Consider the following 19,380-nt stretch of genomic DNA (forward strand, 5'->3'; position numbering starts at 1 on the left):
GCCGCTTCTCTTCAATACAAGTTCGTCGGCGACATCGAGGGATGAGCTATCGCTTGGGGCCGGCTCCGCCCGGTCGCCCCAAGTTGGACCTGGCATTAAGGTGCGGGTCGCAGTCTCCAACGGTCGAGCGGCCCGATCTAGGTGCATTGTCGCCATACGCGGCCGAGACCCTCGAATGGCCGTTGCTGGTGGAAGCTGCCGGTCACGCCGCCATCCGCGAATGACTCACATCAGCCTAGAGCTGAAGTTGGGGCCATGCACGGGGCCATGATGCAGGTCTGTTGGGGGCTTTGTCGATGGCTAAGTGCACCATCCGTCGCTTCAAGGTGATGATCGAGAATATGTAATCTCGGCACCGGCCCGGTGAAGCCGGGCTGATGTGAAGAACCCCAGTGCGTGAAAGCGGCTGGGGTTTTTTTGTGTCTGTAGGGGAACGGTCTTCAAGGGTCATGCGGCCTTCGAGCTCAGCTCATCACGAATGGCAATCAAAAATTCGCGCGTGCTCAGTCGAAAGCCGGTTGGGATGATGCAAGGCTCGAAGTATTCCTGGAAGCGTTCTTCCATGCCTGAGGCGCCGGTGTCGAGGAACGCTTCGATGTCGGCCACCAAGCGATCGATCAGTTGCTGTTCTGAATCGTTTTTGAAAGCTGCAACTGCGGATTTCAGCGATCCCGGACAGTCATTTCAGCGTGATGGCGGACAGCGTTTCAAACTGATCGCGGACAGTTTGGGCGCGCGCAAGTGCCTGGGTTGATGGTAGCTCAGGTGTCCGCGATCAGCCTGAACCGGGCTGGCGTGGACGGCCTTGGGTTGGTCGGTTTGATGCTCATGCCGGGTCCTGTTTCTTGCGCAGCGACTCGCCTTTGAGCGCGATCTTGTGGGCCGAGTGAACGATGCGGTCGAGGATGGCGTCAGCCAGGGTCGGATCGTCCAGCCACTCGTGCCAGCTGGAGACCGGCAACTGGCTGGTGATGAGAGTCGAGCGGCTGCCGACCCGGTCGTCGAGCAGCTCCAGCAGGTCGTTGCGGTCGGCCGCCGTGATCGGCGCAATGGCGAAGTCATCAATGACCAACAAGTCGATGCGCGCCAGTTGCGCCAGGCGCCGGCTGAAGGAACCATCGCCGTGCGCGACCCGGAGTTCCTCCAGCAAGCGAGGCGCCCGTGTGTACAGCACGGCGAATCCCTGGCGAGCCGCCTGCTGAGCCAGTGCGCATGCCAGCCAGGTCTTGCCGCAACCGGTGGCCCCGGTGAGCAGCACGTTGTGGCCGTGGCGCAGCCAGTCGCAGCCCGCCAGTTGGGTGATGAGGCTGCGATCCAGGCCGCGCGAACCGCGCCAGTTGATGTCCTCGATGCAGGCGCTGCTGACCTTGAGTTTGGCGGCCTTGAGCAGCCGGGCCAGGCGTTTGCCGTCGCGCCAGTCAACCTCGCGCTGCACCAACATGGCCAGCCGCTCCTCGAAGGACAACTCGGCCGCCGCCGTGCGTATGGCGTCATCGGCCAGCGCGTTCACCATGCCGTCCAGGCGCAGGCCGCGCAGTTGATCCAGGGTATGTTCGTTGAGCAAGAGCTTCTCCTTCTTCAATGGTAGTAATCGGGGCCGCGCACGTTGTCGTGCAGCGGCAGGGCGGCTTGTGTGGCTGGAGCCGACGCGGCTTGCCGGTCCAGCCCGGTGGTGAGGATCGACTTGATGCTCTGATAGGTCGGTGAGCGGATCGCCATGGCGCGAACGCAGGCCGCTTCCAGCCGCTCATGGCCGAATCGGCGCGCCAAGCTCTGCAGGCCGAGGCAGGATCGGTAGCCCTGCTCGGGGTGCGGCCGGTGCTCCATCTGCCAGCGCACCACGGCGGCAGTGGCCTCGCCGATGCGCTCCCCCCAGGCCAGGAGCTTGGCCGGCGTCCATTCCCGGTGGGCGCGGTGCGAAGCGGGCATGTGCTCCGGTGCCGTCGTGTGGGCGCCACGCCGCTCGCTGTAGGCGTGCACGGCCACGCGTTGCTGACGGCTGAGGATCTCCACCGTGGTCGAGGTGACGCGCAACTCGACCTGCTCGCGCACCAGCCGGTGCGGCACGCTGTAGTAATGGCCATCGAGCTCGACGTGGTAGTCGATATTGACGCGGGCGCGTTTGAAGCGGGCGATGGGCATGCGGGCCGCCGGCAGCGGCTTGAGCACAGGTCGGTCCAGGGCCGCGAAGGCGCTGGCCCGGCAGCCGGGCAGCTTCTTGAACGGGCGTTGGTTCAGATCGACCAGCAAGACCCGGATGGCGGCGTTGAGCTCGGCCAGGGTGAAGAAGCGTCGATGCCGCAGCCGCGCCAGAATCCAGCGCTCGACGATCTGCACGCCAACCTCCACCTTGGGCTTGTCGCGGGGGTGAGCGGGCCGAGCCGGCAGCATCGCCACGTCATAGTGGTCGCAGAACTCCTCGACCAGGCGGCCGGGCGTGGTTTCGTACCGGTCCGGCCGGGCAATCAGGGCCCGAGCCTGGTCCGGCACGATCAGCCGGGGCACGCCACCCATGAACTCCAGTGCGTCCATGATGGCACCGACCCAGTCGGCGGCAGTCTGCGTCGGGGTGGCACAGGCAAAGGTGTAGTTCGAGGCGCCGAGCACGGCCACGAAGATCTGGGCGGCACTGATCTCGCCGGTGGCAGCGTCGATCAGCGGCACGGTCTGGCCGGCGTAGTCGATGAACAGACGCTCGCCGGCTGGGTGGACCTGGCGCATCGAGCGCTTGAGGCCGGTCACCCAGGTACGGTACTTCACGCAGAAGCTGGTGTACTTGTAGGCTTGCGAGCCGGCGTCGGCCAGGCTGCGCTGGTACTCCTCCCAGAGCAGTTGCAGGGTGACGCCGGGGCGCTTGAGTTCCTGGTGGACGAGGGCGAAGTCGGGTTCGAGCTGGGTGCTCGCACGCGGCACGGGCGGGCCGTACAGGCGGGCTTCCAGGGCAGCATCGTCCAAGGTCTGAGCGATGGCCCAATCCACTCTGGCGGCGCGGGCCTTCATGACGATGCTGTTGACGGTCGTCTTGGCGATGCCCAGAACGCGCGAGCACTCGCGCATGCTCAGGCCCGATTCCAGGTGCAGTCGAAGGGTTTGACGTAGTTGGCGCATGTGAATCCTGGGGGTGGGCATGAGGACCGAAAAATCGGTCAGCATGCCAACGGCTCAGGTCACTTGCGCGCGCCCGGGGTGTCCGGGATCAGATTGAAACGCTGTCCGCGTTCAGCCTGAAATGGTGTCCGCCTTCGTCTGAAACGCTGTCCGCGTTCCGCTGAAATGGGTGGCCGCGATGGGCTGAAATACGCAGCTGCAACGATGTCCTCCAGGGTGTCACCCTCGATATCGAAGTCCTGGTGGAACCAAGAGTGTCGGCGCCAACACTGGAGAAACATCTTGGATCGAGATCTGCTCGTCACGTTGGCAGCTTGTGTTGCACTGACCGGGTGCGCCGTCAAGTCCGGTGCGCCTGTCGAGGCGCTGCCGCAGCACCTTGCCTGTGCCCAGAGTTCAGACGACGTGAAACAGGTGACGAATCTTCGTCGCCAGTTGTGGACTTCTCTCAACCAGGGCCATCTCGACGCCGTCATGGCGCTGCTGGATCAGCGAGCCGTCTTGGTCTCCCCGGATGCGAACGGCGCCGAGCCGCTGGCCAACGCCGTGGGAACACCGGCGCAGATCCATGACTATTTCGCCAAGAAGATTCTGGCGGCCGGCTATCAATTCAACCTGGTCGGGGGCCAGGGGCTGGCTGTGTTGGATTGCAAGCTTGCCGTTGTGGCGGAAAAAACCAGGGTCAGCCGTGATGGTCATACGTCGGAGATCGTGATCAGCTCCACCTTGAAAAAGACCGATGGTCAATGGCGGCTCTGGCTCCTCAATCTGGGAAAGCTGCCTTGAGCGGGCAGGCAGGCGCCTGTTGGCGCGACCTGGAGCTTGCCTTTGGAAGATCGTGCCCAGCCGTCCTATACCGACTCAGGGATGTCTTCGCGATTGACCTTCTGCATCGACATGACCCAGCACGTCGTTTCAAACGCTGTTCGGCGACGTGGCGCCTCGTTCCTGTCGATCCACGGTGAACTGCGCCATCTGCTCGGCCAACTCGGCGGCCTGTGACTTGAGGCTGGTGGCAGCAGCTGCGATTTCCTCCACCAGCGCAGCATTTTGCTGCGTGGCATGGTCGATCTGCAGGACGGATTTGCCCACTTGCGAAATGCCGCTGGACTGCTCCCGACTGGTGGCGCTGATCTCACCGAGGATGTTCTGTACACGGCGTGCCGCCTCCAGCATTTCAACCATCGTCGCACCGGCGTTATCCGCAAGCATCGAGCCTTGGGCAACGCGTTCGACGCTGGCGCCAATCAGTGTCTTCACTTCCTTGGCCGCTTCGGCGCTTCGCCCGGCCAAGGAGCGCACTTCTGCGGCCACGACGGCAAACCCCCGGCCTTGTTCGCCGGCCCGTGCGGCCTCAACGGCTGCATTCAGCGCGAGGATGTTGGTCTGAAACGCGATCCCCTCGATCACGCTCACGATGGTGGAGATCTGCTGAGACGACGCGTTGATGCCTTGCATGGTCTGGACCACCTGCTCGACCGCCTTCCCGCCACGCTCTGCGACGTCAGCCGCCTGTTGCGCCAGCAGGTTGGCCTGCGAGGCGGACTCGGCGTTCTGATTCACAACGGCCGTCAACTGCTCCATGGAGGCGGCTGTCTGTTGCAGCGAGCTCGCTTGGCTTTCGGTCCGCGCCGACAGGTCAAGGTTGCCCTGCGCAATCTCAGAACTGGCGGCTGAGACCTTGTCAGCCACTCCCCGCACGGAGGCCACCGTCCGGTTCAGGTCCGCCCGCATGGATTGCAGCGCCGCCTGCAGTTCCCCCAGGCTGTCTGAGCGGCCCTCATCGAACTGGACCCGAGTCGCCAAGTCGCCTGCTGCAATTCGCTTGGCCGCCTCTGTGCTGGCCCGCACCGGCTTCTGAAGGCTCGCCAAGACTGCCCGGTAAACCACAAACACGATCACGGCCGCCATCAGCGCCGTGACCACCATGGCCAAGTTGGCCAACCGGTTGGTGTCATCAAAGACCTTCATCGAGGAATTTGCGAATGTGTTGCCCGCAGCGACCGTGGCATCCACACCGGCTCGATGTTCCAGATACAGCGCATGCACAGCAGGCAAGCTGATTTTGGCGGCCGCCGTTTGTCCGGATGACATCGCCTCCACAATCTCCTTACGCGCCGCAGCAATGAAGGCCTGGCCAGCCTTGTGTTGGGCCCCCAGCAAATGTGCTTCGAGCCCGTAAGGGGGATGCTTGGACCAGTAGTCCACCCGTTGCTGATACTCCGCAGCCAACTCTTCGAACCGCTTCTTGCCATCGGTGGCGGAGACGCTGCCATCCAACATCGTGGAAAGCACGAGCCGCATTTCAATCAGGTACATCGGCGGCGGAAGGATGTCTGCCACCATGTCCTTGGCGACGTAAACCCTCACCGCCGAGGTGTCGAGCCTGTTGACGAAGAAGTAGCCTTGCGCGGCGACCCCCAGCGCCGCCAGAACCCCGATGGTGCCGAGCAGAGCCATGACCCAACGCAGTGACTTGACCATGCTGCAACCCTTTGGTGTTAACCCTGACGAAATGCTGAATTCCGCCATAGTGCAATGAGTTTGGCACAAAAGCTAGCACATTTATCACAAATAAATGTGCTTTCATCATTTTGTGTGGATGCAAGCGAACCCGGGTCGCGTGCGATTGAAGAACGCGGCCGTGCGCATACTGGACCGTTGCCGTGTGGAGCGCAAGCGCAACCCTGCGGCCGCTGCTCGCCAACGGCCGGTCGTCGGATCGGGGGCGCCTTGAGGTGTTGCGTCAGACCGCAGGCCGCCTGCCCGCGTCCATATGCACGGTGGCCTTGCTCGCCAGCCTGCGCAACCATTGCACGCCGGGGTCCTGGTCACGATAACGGTGCCATTGCATGGTTTGCCGCATCGGGTGGATCTGGAACGGGCAAGGACGGATGACCAAGGGGTGCGACAGGGAGGTCAGGCGTTCCGCGAGCCTGGCATGCACGGTGGCGATCAGTTCAGTGCCTGCCACCAACGCCGGCAGCACGGTGAAGCTGTAGGTCCGCACGGCCACGTCGCGGGTGACGCCGACCTGCCGCATGAACCAGCCCTCGAAGGGTTCGGCGTGTCGTCCGGGCGGCAGCATCACGATGTGGCGCGCTGCCAGGTAGCGCGCTTGGTCCAGTTCCTGACTGGCCAACGCACTGTCGGGCGAGAGTACGCAGACGAAGTGCTCTTCATAGAGCACCTCACATGGGTTCTCATCCGACATGAAGTTCGCCGGGATGATCACCAGATCGACTTCTCCACGTTCCAGCTCCCGCTGCGGATCACTCACCTGGGGCAGGAATTCGAACTGACCCGTGAAGCCCTCTTTCTCGGCCAGGGCCAGCAGGGAAGGCCCCCACACGAACTGGGTGTAGTCCGAGGTGAACAGCCGGAACACCCGATCACTCTCACGGGGCTCGAAGGCCGGCTGCGCCGTGATGGTCGTGTCGATGCGCAGCAGAACATCTCTCACGGCGTCGTGCAGATTCAATGCACGCGGGGTCACTTCCATCCTGCGGCCGATCTGCACCAGCAGTTCATCGTCGAAGTACTCGCGGAGTCGGCTGAGTGCATTGCTGACGGCAGAGGGGCTGAGGTTCAGTCGTTCCGCCGCACGGGTGATGCTGCGTTCCTTCAGCAGCATGTCCAGGGCGACCAGCAGGTTGAGGTCGAGCTTGTTGAAGCGCATGGGTGCTTGTCTCCGGGGTAACCCTCGATCTTTTCGATTGATCGAATCGTCGAGTTGATCGAAGTGATTTTTCACAAGAGTCGTGTCTCCGTACGCTGTCGCAAACCCCATAAAACAAAACCAACCGGAGACAACGAATGGCACAACGCCAGGCGATGGGACAGCTCGCCCCCAGATTACTGGATGGGCTGATCAGGAAAGGAAGAACCTCGGGCAGCGGTCCCGCTCGAGGCTGGTTCGCAGGCTCAGCCGCAGCACTTGTCAGTGTCGGCAGCTCGGCAGCAGGCATCAGCGTCGACGATCCCGACTGGTCCTTGCGTTGGGACAACACCATCAAGCTTAGTGCCATGGCGCGTGTGGCCAAGGCCGATGGTGCGCTGGCCGACTCAACGCGACTGCTGGTGCCCGGCGTGTCGTCTTCGGCATTTCCGCAGGCACTGAACTTCAACGCGGGCGATGACAACTTCCGCCGTCGTGGCCTGGTCTCCGAGCGCGTTGATCTGTTGAGTGAGTTCGATGCGGTCTATCAACGGCGCTTTGGCGTGAGGCTCAGTGGCGCCGGGTGGTATGACGCCGCCTACCACCGGAACAGCGATGCGGTCGATCCACTCAACGGCCAGACCCCGGAGAACCGCTTTCCCAAGCACACCCGCGAGATGGCCGGTGGCAAGGCAGAACTGCTGGATGCGTTTGTTTTTGGCGCCTGGGAACTGGAGGGCGGCCGCCGCCTGAGCGCACGTCTGGGGCAGCATGCGTTGCAGTACGGCGAGAGCCTGTTTTATGGAGACAACGGCATTGCCCGTGCCCAAGGCCCGATCGACGTTGCCAAGTTGCTGGCGTCGCCGAACGCCCAGTTCAAGGAAATCATCCGCCCCGTGCCGCAAGTGTCGGCGCAGTTGCAGCTCTCGGCCGATGTGTCGGTGGGGGCGTACTACCAGTTCCAGTGGGAGTCGGACCGCCTTCCGGCGGCTGGGAGCTACTTCTCCACCGTCAACGTCCCGTGGGGATCGTCACAGCCCGAGTACATCAATGTGAGCTCGGGGGCTCTGGCAGGGCAGTACGTGCTCAAGGCCGATCGGTTGGTGGAGCCCAGCAACAGCGGCCAATACGGGATGCAGGTGAAGTGGCGCGCGGCCGACACCGACCTCGGTGTCTATCTCGCCCGCTATCACGACAAGTCCGGGCAACTCTATGGCGACCTGAATGTGGCGGCGCCGCAGGACAGCCGCTGGTTCTATGTCTTCCCGGCGGCGGTGAAGACCGTTGGAGCCAGCGCGTCGCATTCGTTCGGTGATGTGAACCTGGCTGGCGAGGCTTCCCTGCGCTGGGACATGCCTCTGCGCAGTCAGAACATTCTTTATCCCTCGGCCTTGAGCCCTCAGCCTGCATACGCCACAGGCAAGACCGCCCACATCAATTTGTCGTGGCTGGCCACTCTGGGGCCGAACTGGCTGGCCAATGAATCCAGTTTTGTGGGCGAGCTGGCCTGGCACCGGGTGCTCAGCCGCCACGACCCCGATCATGAACTCGACCCGGCCCGCAGCCGCGATGCCACCGCGCTTCAGTTTGTGTTCAGTCCCAGCTACCGGCAGGTCCTGCCAGGTGTGGATCTCAGTGTGCCGGTGGGACTTCGCTACACCCTCGACGGCCACTCTCCGGTCATTCCCTGGGAGTCGCGCGGCAGCGGCTCCGCCTCGCTGGGGCTCGAAGGCAACTACCTCGGCGTCTGGCAATTCACCCTCAATTACACGCGCTACATCGGCTCCGCCGTGCCCTTCTTGGATTACCGCGCGCTGCTGAGTGGCGGCTCCACCTTCTACAGCCGGGGCAATCCATTGGCAGACCGTGACTATGTGGCGGTCTCGCTTCGCCGCACCTTCTAAAAATGAAATCGGAGACAAGCATGCAAAGCATTCAGCCACGGGCGCTGGCACCTTGGAGTTTTGGCCTCATCGCTTTGATGGCCAGTTGTGCAGTGCCGGTATGGGCGGGCGTCTCTGCGGAGGAGGCCACCCGCCTGAAGGGCGAATTGACCCCGTTGGGCGGCGAGCGCGCTGCCAACAAGGACGGCACCATTCCCGCCTGGACCGGCGGCATGACCACCCCCATCACCGGAGACAAACCGGGAGGGCGACGCGGTGATCCGTTCAAGGATGAGAAGCCGCTGTTCAGCATCACTGCGCAGAATGTCGGGCCCTATGCGGACAAGCTCACCGACGGCACCAAAGCAATGCTGAAGCGGTTCCCGGAGAGTTTCCGGGTGGACGTCTACAAGACGCACCGCACCGCCGCCGCTCCGCAATGGGTCTACGACAACACCTTCAAGAACGCCACCCGTGCCCAGCTCAAGGGTGACCTGGTGGAGGGCGCTTATGGCGGCATTCCATTCCCCATCCCGAAGTCCGGCGCGGAGGTGATGTGGAACCACCTGTTGCGCTGGCGGGGCACGACGCTGCAACTGGACATCACCCAGTACCAGCTCACCTCGGACGGCAAGGCCGTGCTCACCACCGACGGCAGCATGGATCAGCAGATGCCCTATTACTTCCAAGAAGGCACGGCTGAGCAATTTGCGAAGACCCAGGAACCCTGGATGGTGCGGCTGCGTAACTCCGGCCCGCCGATTCGTGCCGGTGAGGCCATGGTCGGGCGCAACAACATTGACGGGGCCAAGGATCAGGCCTGGGTGTACCTCACCGGGCAGCGCCGCGTGCGCAAGCTGCCGAACCCCTGCTGCGATACGCCCACCCCGGCCACTGCAGGCGTGATGAGCTTCGACGAACTCGAGACCTGGACCGGGCGGCTGGATCGGTTCGACTGGAAGCTCGTTGGCAAGCAGGAGATCTTCATCCCCTACAACGGCAATCGCCTGCTGCAACCGAAGGAGGATGCGGCGGTGGTGACCCGGTCCCATCTGAATCCGGACCATGTGCGCTGGGAACTGCACCGGGTGTGGGTGGTGGAAGCGACCTTGCGCAAGGGGCAGCGTCATCAGGCCGCGCGGAGCCGCTACTACTGCGATGAGGACACCTGGAACTGTGTGCTGGGCGACCGTTGGGACGCCCAGGGGCAGCTGTGGAAGACCCTCTGGGCCCAGACCCTGGTGGCGCCGGACTTGCCTGGCACCGTCATTGGCGCATTCGGCTTTACCGATCTGCTGTCCGGAACCGGCTTTGTGGGCAATCTCTACAACAGCAAAGCCCAGCAATACGCCGTCAAACCAAGGTTGGCCGACAGCGTTTTCACGCCGGACGCCATGGCAGGTGAGGGCATCCGGTGAGGGCGCGCGGCATGAACATGGTGGGGCGGTTGCCGAAGGCATGGCGACCCTCGTTCTGGATGACCTGCGGCTGCTTGGGCCTTGCCGTCAGTCAGCTGGCCCTGGCGTCCGCGCCGGTGTCCCCCACCTCGACCAGGGCCGAAGATGCCTTGCAACGCCCTGCGGTGTCGGTGAAGCACCCCGGTCAGGCGGTGCTGCTGGGGGCGGCCGTGCAGGGCGCGCGGTGGGTGGCCGTCGGCGAACGAGGCCTGATTGTGGTGAGCGAGGACGGAGGCCGCCAATGGACCCAGGTGGACTCGCCCGTCAGTGTCACGCTGACGGCGGTCCGATTTGCGAATCCACAGTTCGGCGTGGCAGTGGGGCATGGCGGTGTGGTTTTGGTGACCAACAACGGCGGCCGCGAGTGGAAAGCCCGTCTGGATGGGCGGGCACTCGGAAATCTTCTGCAGGCGCAGGCTCAATCACGCGGCGATGCCGACGCCATGGCGATGGCGCAACGTCTGGCCTCCGAAGGCCCGGACAAGCCATGGCTGGACGTGAGTGTGGCGGGCGCCGGCCAGATCACCGTGGTGGGCGCTTATGGATTGGCGCTGCACAGCGACAACGGCGGGCGGAGCTGGCGTTCATTTGCGGGCCCTCTGGACAACCCCAGAGGCATGCATCTCTATGCCATCCGCCAGGTGGGCCAGCGCATCCTGATCGCTGGCGAGCAGGGCTTGGTGCTGCTGTCGGAAGACGGTGGACGGAGCTTCAGCCGACTGCAGACGCATTACAAAGGCAGCTTCTTCGCTGCCGAATTGCTGCCCGATGGCGGCCTGCTGGTCGCGGGCCTGCGCGGCCAGGTGCTTCGCAGTGGCGATGGCGGCCAGAGTTGGGTGGCGCTCGCCTCACCCGCCACCGGCGCCATCACCGGCATCGCTTTGCAGGCGAATGGCGTTCCGGTGCTGGCCAGCCAGTCGGGGCAGCTGTTGGGACTGCAGGGGAGCGCGCTGGTGCCGTGGGGGCCGCAAGACCTGCCGCCACTCAACGGCGTGGTGGCGGTGGATGCCAAGCGGGTATTGGCGCTGTCCGTCCGAGGCCCCATCCCCATTGAGCTTCCCGGAGGCGCGCCATGACGCCGGCACGCTTTGATGCCACTGCGGGCATTCCGCTGGCGGCGCAGTCGGGCTCATTGCTCGAGCGTGCCGTGTTCAATCATCGCTGGCTGGTGCTGGTGGTGTGCGCGTTGGCGACGCTGCTGCTGGGCTGGCAGGCGTCCCGGCTCAGCCTGAACGCCAGCTTCGAGAAGACCATTCCGCTGCGCCACCCCTACATCCAGAACTTTGTGGCGCATCAGTCGGAGCTGACCGGACTGGGCAATGCCGTTCGGATCGCTGTTGAGAACCCCAAGGGCACCATTTATGACGCCCACTACATGGAGACTCTGCGTCAGCTCAACGACCAGATCTTCCTGCTCAAGGGCGTGAACCGGACGCAGCTCAAGTCGCTATGGACGCCCAACACCCGCTGGGGCGCGGTGACCGAAGAGGGCCTGGATGGCGGCCCGGTGATTCCGGATGGTTTTGACGGGTCTCCTGCCGCCCTTCAGCAGTTGAGCGTGAACGTGTCCCGGTCGGGCGAACTGGGGCAACTGGTGGCCAACGACCTGCGCTCCAGCATCATCTCGGTGCCGTTGCTCGCGAAGGATGCGCAGGGGAGGTCGCTGGACTATGCCGAGTTCGCCGCCCAACTGGAATCGCTGCGGGCGACCTACGAAGCGAAGGGGCTGGTGCTGCACATCACCGGTTTTGCCAAGGTCATTGGGGACCTGCTGGACGGCGTACGGGCGGTGCTGATGTTTTTTGCTGCGGCGGTGCTGATCGCCACGCTGGCGGTGTGGGGCTACACGCGGTGTCTGCGTTCCACGGCGCTGGTGGTGGCCGCATCGCTGATCGCAGTGGTGTGGCAGTTGGGGGCGCTGCCGATGTTGGGCATGGCGCTGGACCCTTATTCGATTCTGGTGCCGTTTCTGGTCTTTGCCATTGGCATGAGCCATGGGGCCCAGAAGATGAACGGCATCATGCAGGACATCGGCCGCGGAGCCTCCCGTCTGATGGCGGCGCGCCTGACCTTTCGGCGGTTGTTCATGGCCGGTCTGACGGCCCTGCTGGCCGATGCCGTCGGATTCGCGGTGCTGCTGGTGATCGACATCCAGGCGATTCGCGAGCTGGCCATGGCGGCCTCCTTGGGCGTGGCGGTGCTGATCGTCACCAACCTGATCCTGCTGCCGGTGATGCTGTCCTATGTGGGCGTGAGCGCAGCGGCGGCTCAACGCAGTCTGCGCGACGAGGCGCCAGCGACCGCCACAACGAGCGTCCCCGCGCCCAGCAGTCCAGGAGGATGGGGGTGGCTCGAACGCTTCACCCATCGCCGTTGGGCCCGTGCGGCGGTCCTCGGTGGGCTGCTGATGGGGGTGGGCGGCGCTTGGATCGCGACACGCCTGCAGATTGGCGATCTTGATCCCGGCGCCCCGGAACTGCGCGCCAACAGCCGCTACAACCGCGATGTGGCCTTCATGAACCAGGGCTACGGAGCCAGCAGCGATGTGCTGGCGGTGATGGTGAAGACGCCTGAAGGGCAGTGCGCGCAGTGGTCCGTGCTGAGCAAGGTCGATGCGTTGGAATGGGAACTTCGGCAACTGCCCGGTGTGGAGTCCACGCAGTCACTGGCGCTCTTGAACCGGCGGGTGCTGACCGGACTGAACGAGGGCAACCCGAAGTGGTATGAGCTGCTGCCCAACCAGGACATGCTCAATGCCGTCACCGCCGGTGCGCCCCGAGGCCTCTACAACGACAGCTGCAGTCTGTTGACGCTCTATATCTATCTGGCCGACCACAAGGCCGCAACGCTGACGCGGGTGGTGGAGCACGTGGAAGCCTATGCCCGCCTGCACGACGGCCCCGATGCCAGCTTCCTGCTGGCTGCAGGGCCGGCAGGCATCGAGGCGGCGACCAACATGGCGGTGAAGGACGCCTGGCGTCTGATGCTGGTGCTGGTGTATGGCGCCGTCATGCTGCTGTGCTTTCTCACCTTCAGGTCATGGCGGGCCGTCCTGGTCGCCGTGCTTCCGTTGGTGTTGACCTCCATGCTGGCGGAAGCCTTGATGGTGGCGCTGGGCATGGGCATCAAGGTGGCCACCCTGCCGGTGATCGCACTCGGGGTGGGCATCGGGGTGGACTACGCGCTCTACATCCTCTCTGTCACCTTGGCCGGGCTGCGTGCCGGTCAGTCGCTGACACAGGCCTATGCCGATGCACTGCGATTCACCGGCCGTGTGGTGATGCTCACAGGCGTCACGCTGGCCGTTGGCGTGGCGACGTGGATCTTCAGCCCCATCAAGTTCCAGGCCGACATGGGCCTGCTGCTGGCGTTCATGTTCCTCTGGAACATGGCGGGAGCGCTGGTGTTGGTGCCTGCCCTCGCGCATTTCCTTCTCCCCGGCGCTACCCGCGCCTTGCCCAATCCGTCGGCAGGACCGGCGGGACCAACCGTCGCACCGGTTTAACTCTGGAAGTCTCACGATGTTCAAGTATTTCCCCACCAACTACGTTTGGAACCTGTCCGTCGACCTGGCGCTCGAAATGGGCGCCCGGATCGGTGAGATCGAAACCATGTGCGCCCCGCTGCAAGAGGCCGCCAAAGCGCCCGATGCCGCCGGCACACGGGCCTTCCGGGACACCTGGGCCGCCATGGCGGACAAGCTCTGTGCGCTGGCGGAAGAGGATGAAGCCCAAGGGCGCTTGTTGTCCGCCGGAGAGAAATACAACCGCGCCGCCACCTATTACCTGACCTGTGAGCGGCTGCAGGCCCATGGCGCACCAGGCCGTGTCGAGCTGTACAGGCGGTTTCTGGCGGTGTTTGATCGGGGTGTCCGGCTGAGCGGCGAGAACTGCCGTCGTGTCGAGATTCCCTACGAAGGTCAGGTTCTGTCGGCGCTCTATGTCCCGGCCGAAGGCGTGCAAGGGCGGGCTCCGGTGCTGGTGCAGGTCAACGGCCTCGATTCCACCAAGGAGATGAAGTACAGGGTCGGGCTGCCCCAGTGGCTGGCGCGCCGGGGTGTGGCCTCGCTGGTCGTGGATCAGCCCGGCACGGGCGAGGCGCTGCGCCTGCATGGACTGACCGCACGTTTCGATAGCGAGCATTGGGCGTCCCGCGTGGTGGACTGGCTGGAACGGCAGGAGGGGGTGGACCCCGCCCGCATCGGCCTGGAAGGCGTGTCCTTGGGCGGCTATTACTGCCCGCGTGCGGTCGCCTTTGAACCTCGCTTCGCCTGCGGCGTGGTCTGGGGCGCCAATCACGACTGGCGCGACGTGCAGCGCAAGCGGCTGCAGAAGGAGGGAAGCTTCCCCGTGCCGCATTACTGGGCGCATGTGCAGTGGGTCTGGGGCGCCAAGGATCTGGACGACTTCATGCGCATCTCCGAAGACGTGCATCTGGACGGCATCCTCGACCGCATCCGGGTGCCCTTCCTGGTCACGCATGGCGAGAGGGATTCGCAGATCCCGCTCCAGTGGGCCCACCGGACCTACGACCAGCTCATCAACAGCCCCAAGCGCGAGCTCAAGGTGTTCACCGACCGTGAAGGCGGTGTGCAGCACTCGAGCTTCGACAACAGCATCAACGCCGGCCAGTACATCGCCGATTGGGTCGCCGAAACCCTGGGCGGCCGCACGGCCTGCTAAGGCGACGCTCACATCCCACAAGGAGCACACATGAACATCATTGGACCCGATGCGCTGGTTTTCGGCGTGGACGACCTGGCCGCCTGCAGCCAGTACCTCATCGATTACGGCCTGACCCCCGTCGAACAGAGTGCCGCCGGTGGGCGCTTTGAAGCACTGGACGGCACCGCCATCGTGCTCGCCCTGGAGAACGACCCGTCACTGCCACCGTCTCTGGGCACGGCCAGCCGCCTGCGCAAGACGATCTACGGGGTGCGCGATGAAGCCAGCCTGAGCGCCATCGCCGAGGAACTGGGCCGTGACCGTGAGGTCCGCCGACTGCCCGATGGTTCCCTGGAGGCCCTGGATGACATGGGCTTTGTGCTCGGATTCCAACTGGCCCGCCGGCGTCCCATCACGGTGGCGGCGGAGCTCATCAACGCGCCGGGTACAGCGGTGGCCCGTGCGCCCAATGCGGTGGCCGTGGATGAGTCCGCCGAGGTGCGGCCGCTGACGCTGTCGCACGTGGTGTATTTCGTGCCGGATGAAGCCCGGGCGACGGCTTTTTACACCCAGCGCCTGGGCTTCCGTGTCACCGACCGCCTGGAGGGCGCCGGCCCCTTCCTGCAGCCTGCAGGGACGCTGGACCACCACACGCTGTTTCTGATCCAGACGCCCCCCTTCATGAAGGGTGTTGAGCACTTCACCTTCCACATGAGCGGCCCGACCGCCGTGATGCAGGCGGGTACGCGCTTCGTGAACAAGGGGTATCAGAGCTTCTGGGGGCCCGGCCGCCACAAGTTCGGCTCCAACTGGTTCTGGTACTTCAACAGTCCCCTGGGCTGCCATGTGGAATATGACGCCGACATGGACCATCACGACGCGCAATGGACGGCGCGCAGCGTCCCGATGAGTGCCGATGCCTCTCAGTTGTTCCTGTTCCAGCATCGTGACAAATGGGCGCCGGGTGAGCCGCCCAAGGGCATTCCTCCGGGGGGCTCGGCCGCTGCCGGCGCCACGTCCACCACAACGGCTGCCCCATCAGCCCTGCACGACGATGCTCACTGATGCCACCAGGCTTTGCCACGCGTCGGAGGTGGCGGAGGACGAGGCGCTGTGCGTACCCGCCCCCGCTGCCGCGCCAACGCCCGGCGAGCCTTGGTTCCTTGTGCGCCATGGGGGGCGACTGTACGGCTACCGTGACGATTGCCCGCATATCCCTGGGTCACCGCTGGCATGGCGCCGCCATGCATACCTCAGCGGCGACCATCAGCGCATCGTCTGCCACGCGCATGGCGCGCAATTCGAAATTGCAACCGGCCACTGTGTGATCGGTCCCTGTGTTGGGCTTTCCCTGACTGCCATCCCACTTGCACTGGCGCCTGACGGCAGTGTGCATTTCGATTCAAACGCCCCACACCCGCAACACCCTCCACACCCTCCACACGCTTCCAGCGCTTCGAACGGTCCGTATTCCCGCATCACCCTCACCAAAGATTCCAGGAGACAGCCATGACATCAACAGCCCAACGTGTCCTCATTATTGGCGGAGGCTTCTCCGGCATGTCCGCCGCTATTGCGCTCAGACGTCAGGGCGTTCAGGTCGATCTGGTGGAGATCGACCCAGGCTGGCGCTCCTATGGGGCCGGCATCAGCCTGGGAGGGGCCACGCTTCGTGCGTTCAGCCAATTGGGAATCCTGCAGGATTTCCTGCGCGAGGGGTGGGCCAGTGATAACGTGGCCATCTATACGCCCGAGGGGGTGAAGGTCGGTGAGATTCCCACCCCCCGAATCGCCGGGCCGGCCGTGCCGGGCGGCGGCGCCATCATGCGGCCGGTCCTGGCCCGCATCCTCGCCCGGGCCACGCGGGCCGCCGGTACGGATGTCCGGCTGGGCGTCACCTTTGAAACGATTGAAGACCTCGGTGACGAGGTGTCGGTTCGTTTCACCGATGGCCAGACGCGCCGGTATGACCTTGTCATCGGGGCGGACGGGCTCTACTCCAAAGTCCGTCAGACCCTGTTCCCGGAGGTGCAGGCGCCGAAGTACAGCGGGCAGGCGGTCTGGCGGGCCGTGTTGCCTCGTCCGCCGGAGATCACCACGGCGGTGATGTGGGTCGGCGGCGACGTGAAGCCGGGGGTCAATCCAGTCTCCAACGAAGAGATGTACCTGTTCGTCACGGAGCATCGGCCGGTCAATGATCGCGTGGATCCGGCCACCTTCGTCGACCATCTGAGCGGGCTGCTGAAAGGGTTCCGGGTGCCCTTGATCCAGCGCATGTGTGAGCAGATCAGCGAGGGCGCGCAGATTGTGTTCCGGCCATTGGAAGGTTTGCTGGTCCCTCGGCCGTGGCACCGGGGGCGGGTGGTGCTGATTGGTGACACGGTCCATGCCACCACCCCACACATGGCGTCCGGTGCCTGCATCGGCATCGAGGATGCGCTGGTCCTGGCCGAGGAACTGGGCCGCCACGCCGAAACCGAAGCGGGCTTGTTGGCGTTCCAGGCGCGCCGCTGGGAGCGCTGCCGGATGGTGGTGGAGAACTCCGCGCGCCTGGGTGAGATCGAAATGACCCATGGCAGCAAGGAAGAGCACGGGTCCATCATGCGTGAGACGCACATGGCGCTGGCCCAGCCCATCTGAAGGAATGGCCATGAACCACACAATTGGCAAGGGCGGCATCTTCGCCTTGATGGTGGCGCATTGCGCCGGCATGGTGGACTTGGTGGCGCTGCCGGTCTGGATCGGTGCGCTGGTGCAGGACTTCGGCCGTGACCCCCAGCAGGCCGGCGGCATCGTCACGCTCTTTCTGCTGGGAGCGGTGGTAGCCAGCATCGGCATCGCCCGGCAACTTGCCGAGGTGAATGGCCGATTCTGTGCCGCGCTCGGTTATGGCTTGGCGGCCATCGCTTTTCTCGCCATGCCGGCCACGCAAAACATTTCATGGATCGCTGCCTTGCACTTCGGGGCCGGGTTGAGCGCTGGCGCCGCTCTGAGCGTCACGCACGGCACGATCGGCCGCGCGGGCAATCCTCATCGGCTGTTTGCACTCGCTGGAATGGCCTTGGGGGTGTTTGCCATCGGCTTTCTCGGTTTTGCCGCTCCCCTCGTGAGCGAAGCGGGTGGGGCGGCCCTGTTCCGCCTCTTTGCGGGGGTGATGGCGACGGCATCGTGCTTGTCACTGGTCGCCTTTCCGGCGCTGCACAAGCCGTCCTCCGGCACCACCCTGGGCGCCCCGGCTATTCCGGCGGCGGCCTGGTACGGTGTGGCCGGCATCAGCCTGATGGCCCTGGTGCAGGCCATGGTCTTCAGCTTCCTGGAGCGGGCCGGCCATGCGCGGGGATTCAGCGTGGCGCAGATCACCAGTGTGCTGATTGCGGTGGGGGTGGTGAACCTCTTCCCTGCGGCCGCTGCCGCGCTGCTCGAGCGGCGCCTGCATCCGTCTTCGGTGCTGCTCGCTGGGCCGATTGTGCAAGCCGGCGTTGCGGCGACGCTCATGGGGACGGCCGGCTTTGGTGCCTATGCGGCCGCGGCCGCAGTGTTTTCGGCGGTGATGATCTTCACGCACACCTTCGCCTTTGGCGTGATTGGTCGCAGGGATCGTGGTGGAAGGGCGGTCGCAGCCACCCCCGCCATGCTGATGACCGGTGCCGCCATCGGCCCGGTTCTGGGCGGCACGCTGGTGAAGCACGTGGGCTTTTGGAGCCTCGGCATTGCTGCGGCGGTGCTGGCTTGTGTGTCCTTTGCCTGCTTCCTGCTTGCGCAACGACCTGATCCGATGCCCGCATCCAACCTGGAGCCCACCGTATGAGACCCCGCAAGACGAATCGCCGCATGGTGGACCTGTCCATCTTCCTGGAAAACGACGTGCTGTCGGACCCACCGCCGTTGGCCCCGAAGATCACCTATCAAACGCACAAGGAAACGGTGGGCGAATTCATGTCGCTGCTGCCGGGGACCCAGGCCGAGGACTATCCGGACGGTGAGGCCGCCGCTGCCGAATGGGTCACCCTCACCACGCACAGCGGCACCCACCTGGATGCCCCATGGCACTTCCATTCAACACAAGACGCCAAGAATGGCGGCGCCAGGCCCTCCATGACCATTGACCAGGTGCCGTTGGAATGGTGCATGCAGCCCGGGGTGAAGCTGGATTTCCGGCATCTGCCGGATGGCCACGTGGTGTCCGCCGCCGAGGTGGAGGCGGAACTCAAGCGTATTGACTGGGAACTTCAGCCCCTGGACATCGTGGTGGTGAATACCCGTGCCGGCCAGCGTTATGGTCAGCCGGACTATGTCCGCACCGGTTGTGGCATGGGCTACGAAGCCACCATGTATCTGCTGGAGCGGGGTGTTCGCTTGACCGGCACCGACGCCTGGAGTTGGGACGCGCCCTTTGTCTACACCTCCGAAAAAATCAGGCAGACGGGTGACACGTCGCTGATCTGGGAAGGTCACAAGGCAGGCCGTGACATCGGGTATTGCCACCTCGAAAAGCTGCACAACCTGGAGGCGCTGCCGCCCCACGGTTTTACGGTCGCCTGTTTCCCGCACAAGATCCGCGCGGCTTCGGCTGGATGGACGCGCGCCGTTGCCATCTTTGAGGAGTAAAT

17 protein-coding genes are annotated in these 19,380 nt (G+C 64.4%); 12 read left to right on the forward strand and 5 right to left on the reverse strand.

The window, feature by feature from the left end:
• Window positions 1-447: 447 nt before the first annotated feature.
• Entirely contained in the window at window positions 448-609 is a 162-nt protein-coding gene (locus tag OU995_RS14455; RefSeq protein ID WP_267830736.1) for a hypothetical protein, read from the reverse strand.
• On the opposite strand from OU995_RS14455, the gene OU995_RS14460 reads away from it, so the two are divergent.
• A complete protein-coding gene (locus OU995_RS14460) occupies window positions 596-754 on the forward strand; it encodes a hypothetical protein (protein ID WP_267836425.1) in 159 nt (52 codons plus the stop codon). The genes OU995_RS14455 and OU995_RS14460 overlap by 14 nt on opposite strands.
• Window positions 755-826: 72 nt before the next feature.
• Here OU995_RS14460 and istB read toward each other — a convergent pair whose 3' ends face one another.
• The gene (gene istB, locus OU995_RS14465) at window positions 827-1,564 is read right to left on the reverse strand and encodes an IS21-like element helper ATPase IstB (RefSeq protein ID WP_267830737.1); all 738 of its coding nucleotides are present in this window, start codon (window positions 1,562-1,564) and stop codon (window positions 827-829) included.
• A gap of 14 nt (window positions 1,565-1,578) precedes the next feature.
• Window positions 1,579-3,129, reverse strand: a complete 1,551-nt coding sequence (istA, locus tag OU995_RS14470; RefSeq protein WP_267836161.1) for an IS21 family transposase — start codon at window positions 3,127-3,129, stop codon at window positions 1,579-1,581.
• Between the two features lie 261 nt (window positions 3,130-3,390).
• On the opposite strand from istA, the gene OU995_RS14475 reads away from it, so the two are divergent.
• Complete coding sequence (locus OU995_RS14475; RefSeq protein ID WP_267830738.1) at window positions 3,391-3,894, forward strand: DUF4440 domain-containing protein; 504 nt, start codon at window positions 3,391-3,393, stop codon at window positions 3,892-3,894.
• Between the two features lie 129 nt (window positions 3,895-4,023).
• Here the strand turns inward: OU995_RS14475 and OU995_RS14480 are convergent, their stop codons facing one another.
• Both OU995_RS14480 and OU995_RS14485 read right to left on the reverse strand, forming a co-directional pair.
• Window positions 4,024-5,640 carry a methyl-accepting chemotaxis protein gene (locus OU995_RS14480; protein ID WP_267830739.1) on the reverse strand — a complete coding sequence of 539 codons (1,617 nt, stop codon included), beginning with the start codon at window positions 5,638-5,640 and terminating at the stop codon, window positions 4,024-4,026.
• A 214-nt stretch (window positions 5,641-5,854) separates the two neighbouring features.
• Window positions 5,855-6,787 (reverse strand): LysR family transcriptional regulator, encoded by a 933-nt coding sequence (locus OU995_RS14485; protein ID WP_267830740.1) that lies wholly within the window; start codon window positions 6,785-6,787, stop codon window positions 5,855-5,857.
• Between the two features lie 155 nt (window positions 6,788-6,942).
• Between OU995_RS14485 and OU995_RS14490 the strand changes: the two genes are divergently transcribed.
• The 10 genes from OU995_RS14490 to OU995_RS14535 all read left to right on the forward strand — a co-directional run bounded on the left by OU995_RS14490 (window position 6,943) and on the right by OU995_RS14535 (window position 19,378).
• Complete coding sequence (locus tag OU995_RS14490; RefSeq protein ID WP_267836267.1) at window positions 6,943-8,670, forward strand: DUF1302 domain-containing protein; 1,728 nt, start codon at window positions 6,943-6,945, stop codon at window positions 8,668-8,670.
• 20 nt (window positions 8,671-8,690) lie between these two features.
• Window positions 8,691-10,067, forward strand: coding sequence for a DUF1329 domain-containing protein (locus OU995_RS14495; protein ID WP_267830741.1), 1,377 nt, complete (start codon window positions 8,691-8,693; stop codon window positions 10,065-10,067).
• 74 nt (window positions 10,068-10,141) lie between these two features.
• Entirely contained in the window at window positions 10,142-11,182 is a 1,041-nt protein-coding gene (locus OU995_RS14500; RefSeq protein WP_267830742.1) for a YCF48-related protein, read from the forward strand.
• A complete protein-coding gene (locus OU995_RS14505) occupies window positions 11,179-13,611 on the forward strand; it encodes an efflux RND transporter permease subunit (protein ID WP_267830743.1) in 2,433 nt (810 codons plus the stop codon). Before OU995_RS14500 ends, OU995_RS14505 begins: the two co-directional genes overlap by 4 nt.
• Window positions 13,612-13,627: 16 nt before the next feature.
• Window positions 13,628-14,788 carry an alpha/beta hydrolase family protein gene (locus tag OU995_RS14510; RefSeq protein WP_267830744.1) on the forward strand — a complete coding sequence of 387 codons (1,161 nt, stop codon included), beginning with the start codon at window positions 13,628-13,630 and terminating at the stop codon, window positions 14,786-14,788.
• A 30-nt stretch (window positions 14,789-14,818) separates the two neighbouring features.
• Window positions 14,819-15,835 (forward strand): VOC family protein, encoded by a 1,017-nt coding sequence (locus tag OU995_RS14515; RefSeq protein ID WP_267830745.1) that lies wholly within the window; start codon window positions 14,819-14,821, stop codon window positions 15,833-15,835.
• The gene (locus OU995_RS14520; RefSeq protein WP_267830746.1) at window positions 15,825-16,283 is read left to right on the forward strand and encodes a Rieske (2Fe-2S) protein; all 459 of its coding nucleotides are present in this window, start codon (window positions 15,825-15,827) and stop codon (window positions 16,281-16,283) included. Before OU995_RS14515 ends, OU995_RS14520 begins: the two co-directional genes overlap by 11 nt.
• Window positions 16,280-17,410, forward strand: a complete 1,131-nt coding sequence (locus OU995_RS14525; protein WP_267830747.1) for an FAD-dependent oxidoreductase — start codon at window positions 16,280-16,282, stop codon at window positions 17,408-17,410. Before OU995_RS14520 ends, OU995_RS14525 begins: the two co-directional genes overlap by 4 nt.
• 10 nt (window positions 17,411-17,420) lie before the next feature.
• A complete protein-coding gene (locus tag OU995_RS14530; RefSeq protein WP_267830748.1) occupies window positions 17,421-18,578 on the forward strand; it encodes an MFS transporter in 1,158 nt (385 codons plus the stop codon).
• Window positions 18,575-19,378: a cyclase family protein gene (locus OU995_RS14535; protein ID WP_267830749.1), complete on the forward strand. Its 804-nt coding sequence runs from the start codon at window positions 18,575-18,577 to the stop codon at window positions 19,376-19,378. The genes OU995_RS14530 and OU995_RS14535 overlap by 4 nt, the downstream gene beginning before the upstream one ends.
• Window positions 19,379-19,380 lie beyond the last annotated feature (2 nt).

Source organism: Roseateles sp. SL47, from assembly GCF_026625885.1.
Taxonomy (GTDB): Bacteria; Pseudomonadota; Gammaproteobacteria; order Burkholderiales; family Burkholderiaceae_C; genus Roseateles.

Bases quoted from the DNA above. Each gene is read 5' to 3' on its own strand.
- OU995_RS14490 (WP_267836267.1), top strand. From the start codon at position 6,943: ATGGGACAGCTCGCCCCCAGATTACTGGATGGGCTGATCAGGAAAGGA.
- istA (WP_267836161.1), bottom strand. From the start codon at position 3,129: ATGCCCACCCCCAGGATTCACATGCGCCAACTACGTCAAACCCTTCGA.
- OU995_RS14520 (WP_267830746.1), top strand. From the start codon at position 15,825: ATGCTCACTGATGCCACCAGGCTTTGCCACGCGTCGGAGGTGGCGGAG.
- OU995_RS14505 (WP_267830743.1), top strand. From the start codon at position 11,179: ATGACGCCGGCACGCTTTGATGCCACTGCGGGCATTCCGCTGGCGGCG.
- OU995_RS14480 (WP_267830739.1), bottom strand. From the start codon at position 5,640: ATGGCGGAATTCAGCATTTCGTCAGGGTTAACACCAAAGGGTTGCAGC.
- OU995_RS14460 (WP_267836425.1), top strand. From the start codon at position 596: ATGTCGGCCACCAAGCGATCGATCAGTTGCTGTTCTGAATCGTTTTTG.
- OU995_RS14515 (WP_267830745.1), top strand. From the start codon at position 14,819: ATGAACATCATTGGACCCGATGCGCTGGTTTTCGGCGTGGACGACCTG.
- OU995_RS14495 (WP_267830741.1), top strand. From the start codon at position 8,691: ATGCAAAGCATTCAGCCACGGGCGCTGGCACCTTGGAGTTTTGGCCTC.
- OU995_RS14535 (WP_267830749.1), top strand. From the start codon at position 18,575: ATGAGACCCCGCAAGACGAATCGCCGCATGGTGGACCTGTCCATCTTC.
- OU995_RS14510 (WP_267830744.1), top strand. From the start codon at position 13,628: ATGTTCAAGTATTTCCCCACCAACTACGTTTGGAACCTGTCCGTCGAC.
- OU995_RS14485 (WP_267830740.1), bottom strand. From the start codon at position 6,787: ATGCGCTTCAACAAGCTCGACCTCAACCTGCTGGTCGCCCTGGACATG.
- OU995_RS14530 (WP_267830748.1), top strand. From the start codon at position 17,421: ATGAACCACACAATTGGCAAGGGCGGCATCTTCGCCTTGATGGTGGCG.
- OU995_RS14525 (WP_267830747.1), top strand. From the start codon at position 16,280: ATGACATCAACAGCCCAACGTGTCCTCATTATTGGCGGAGGCTTCTCC.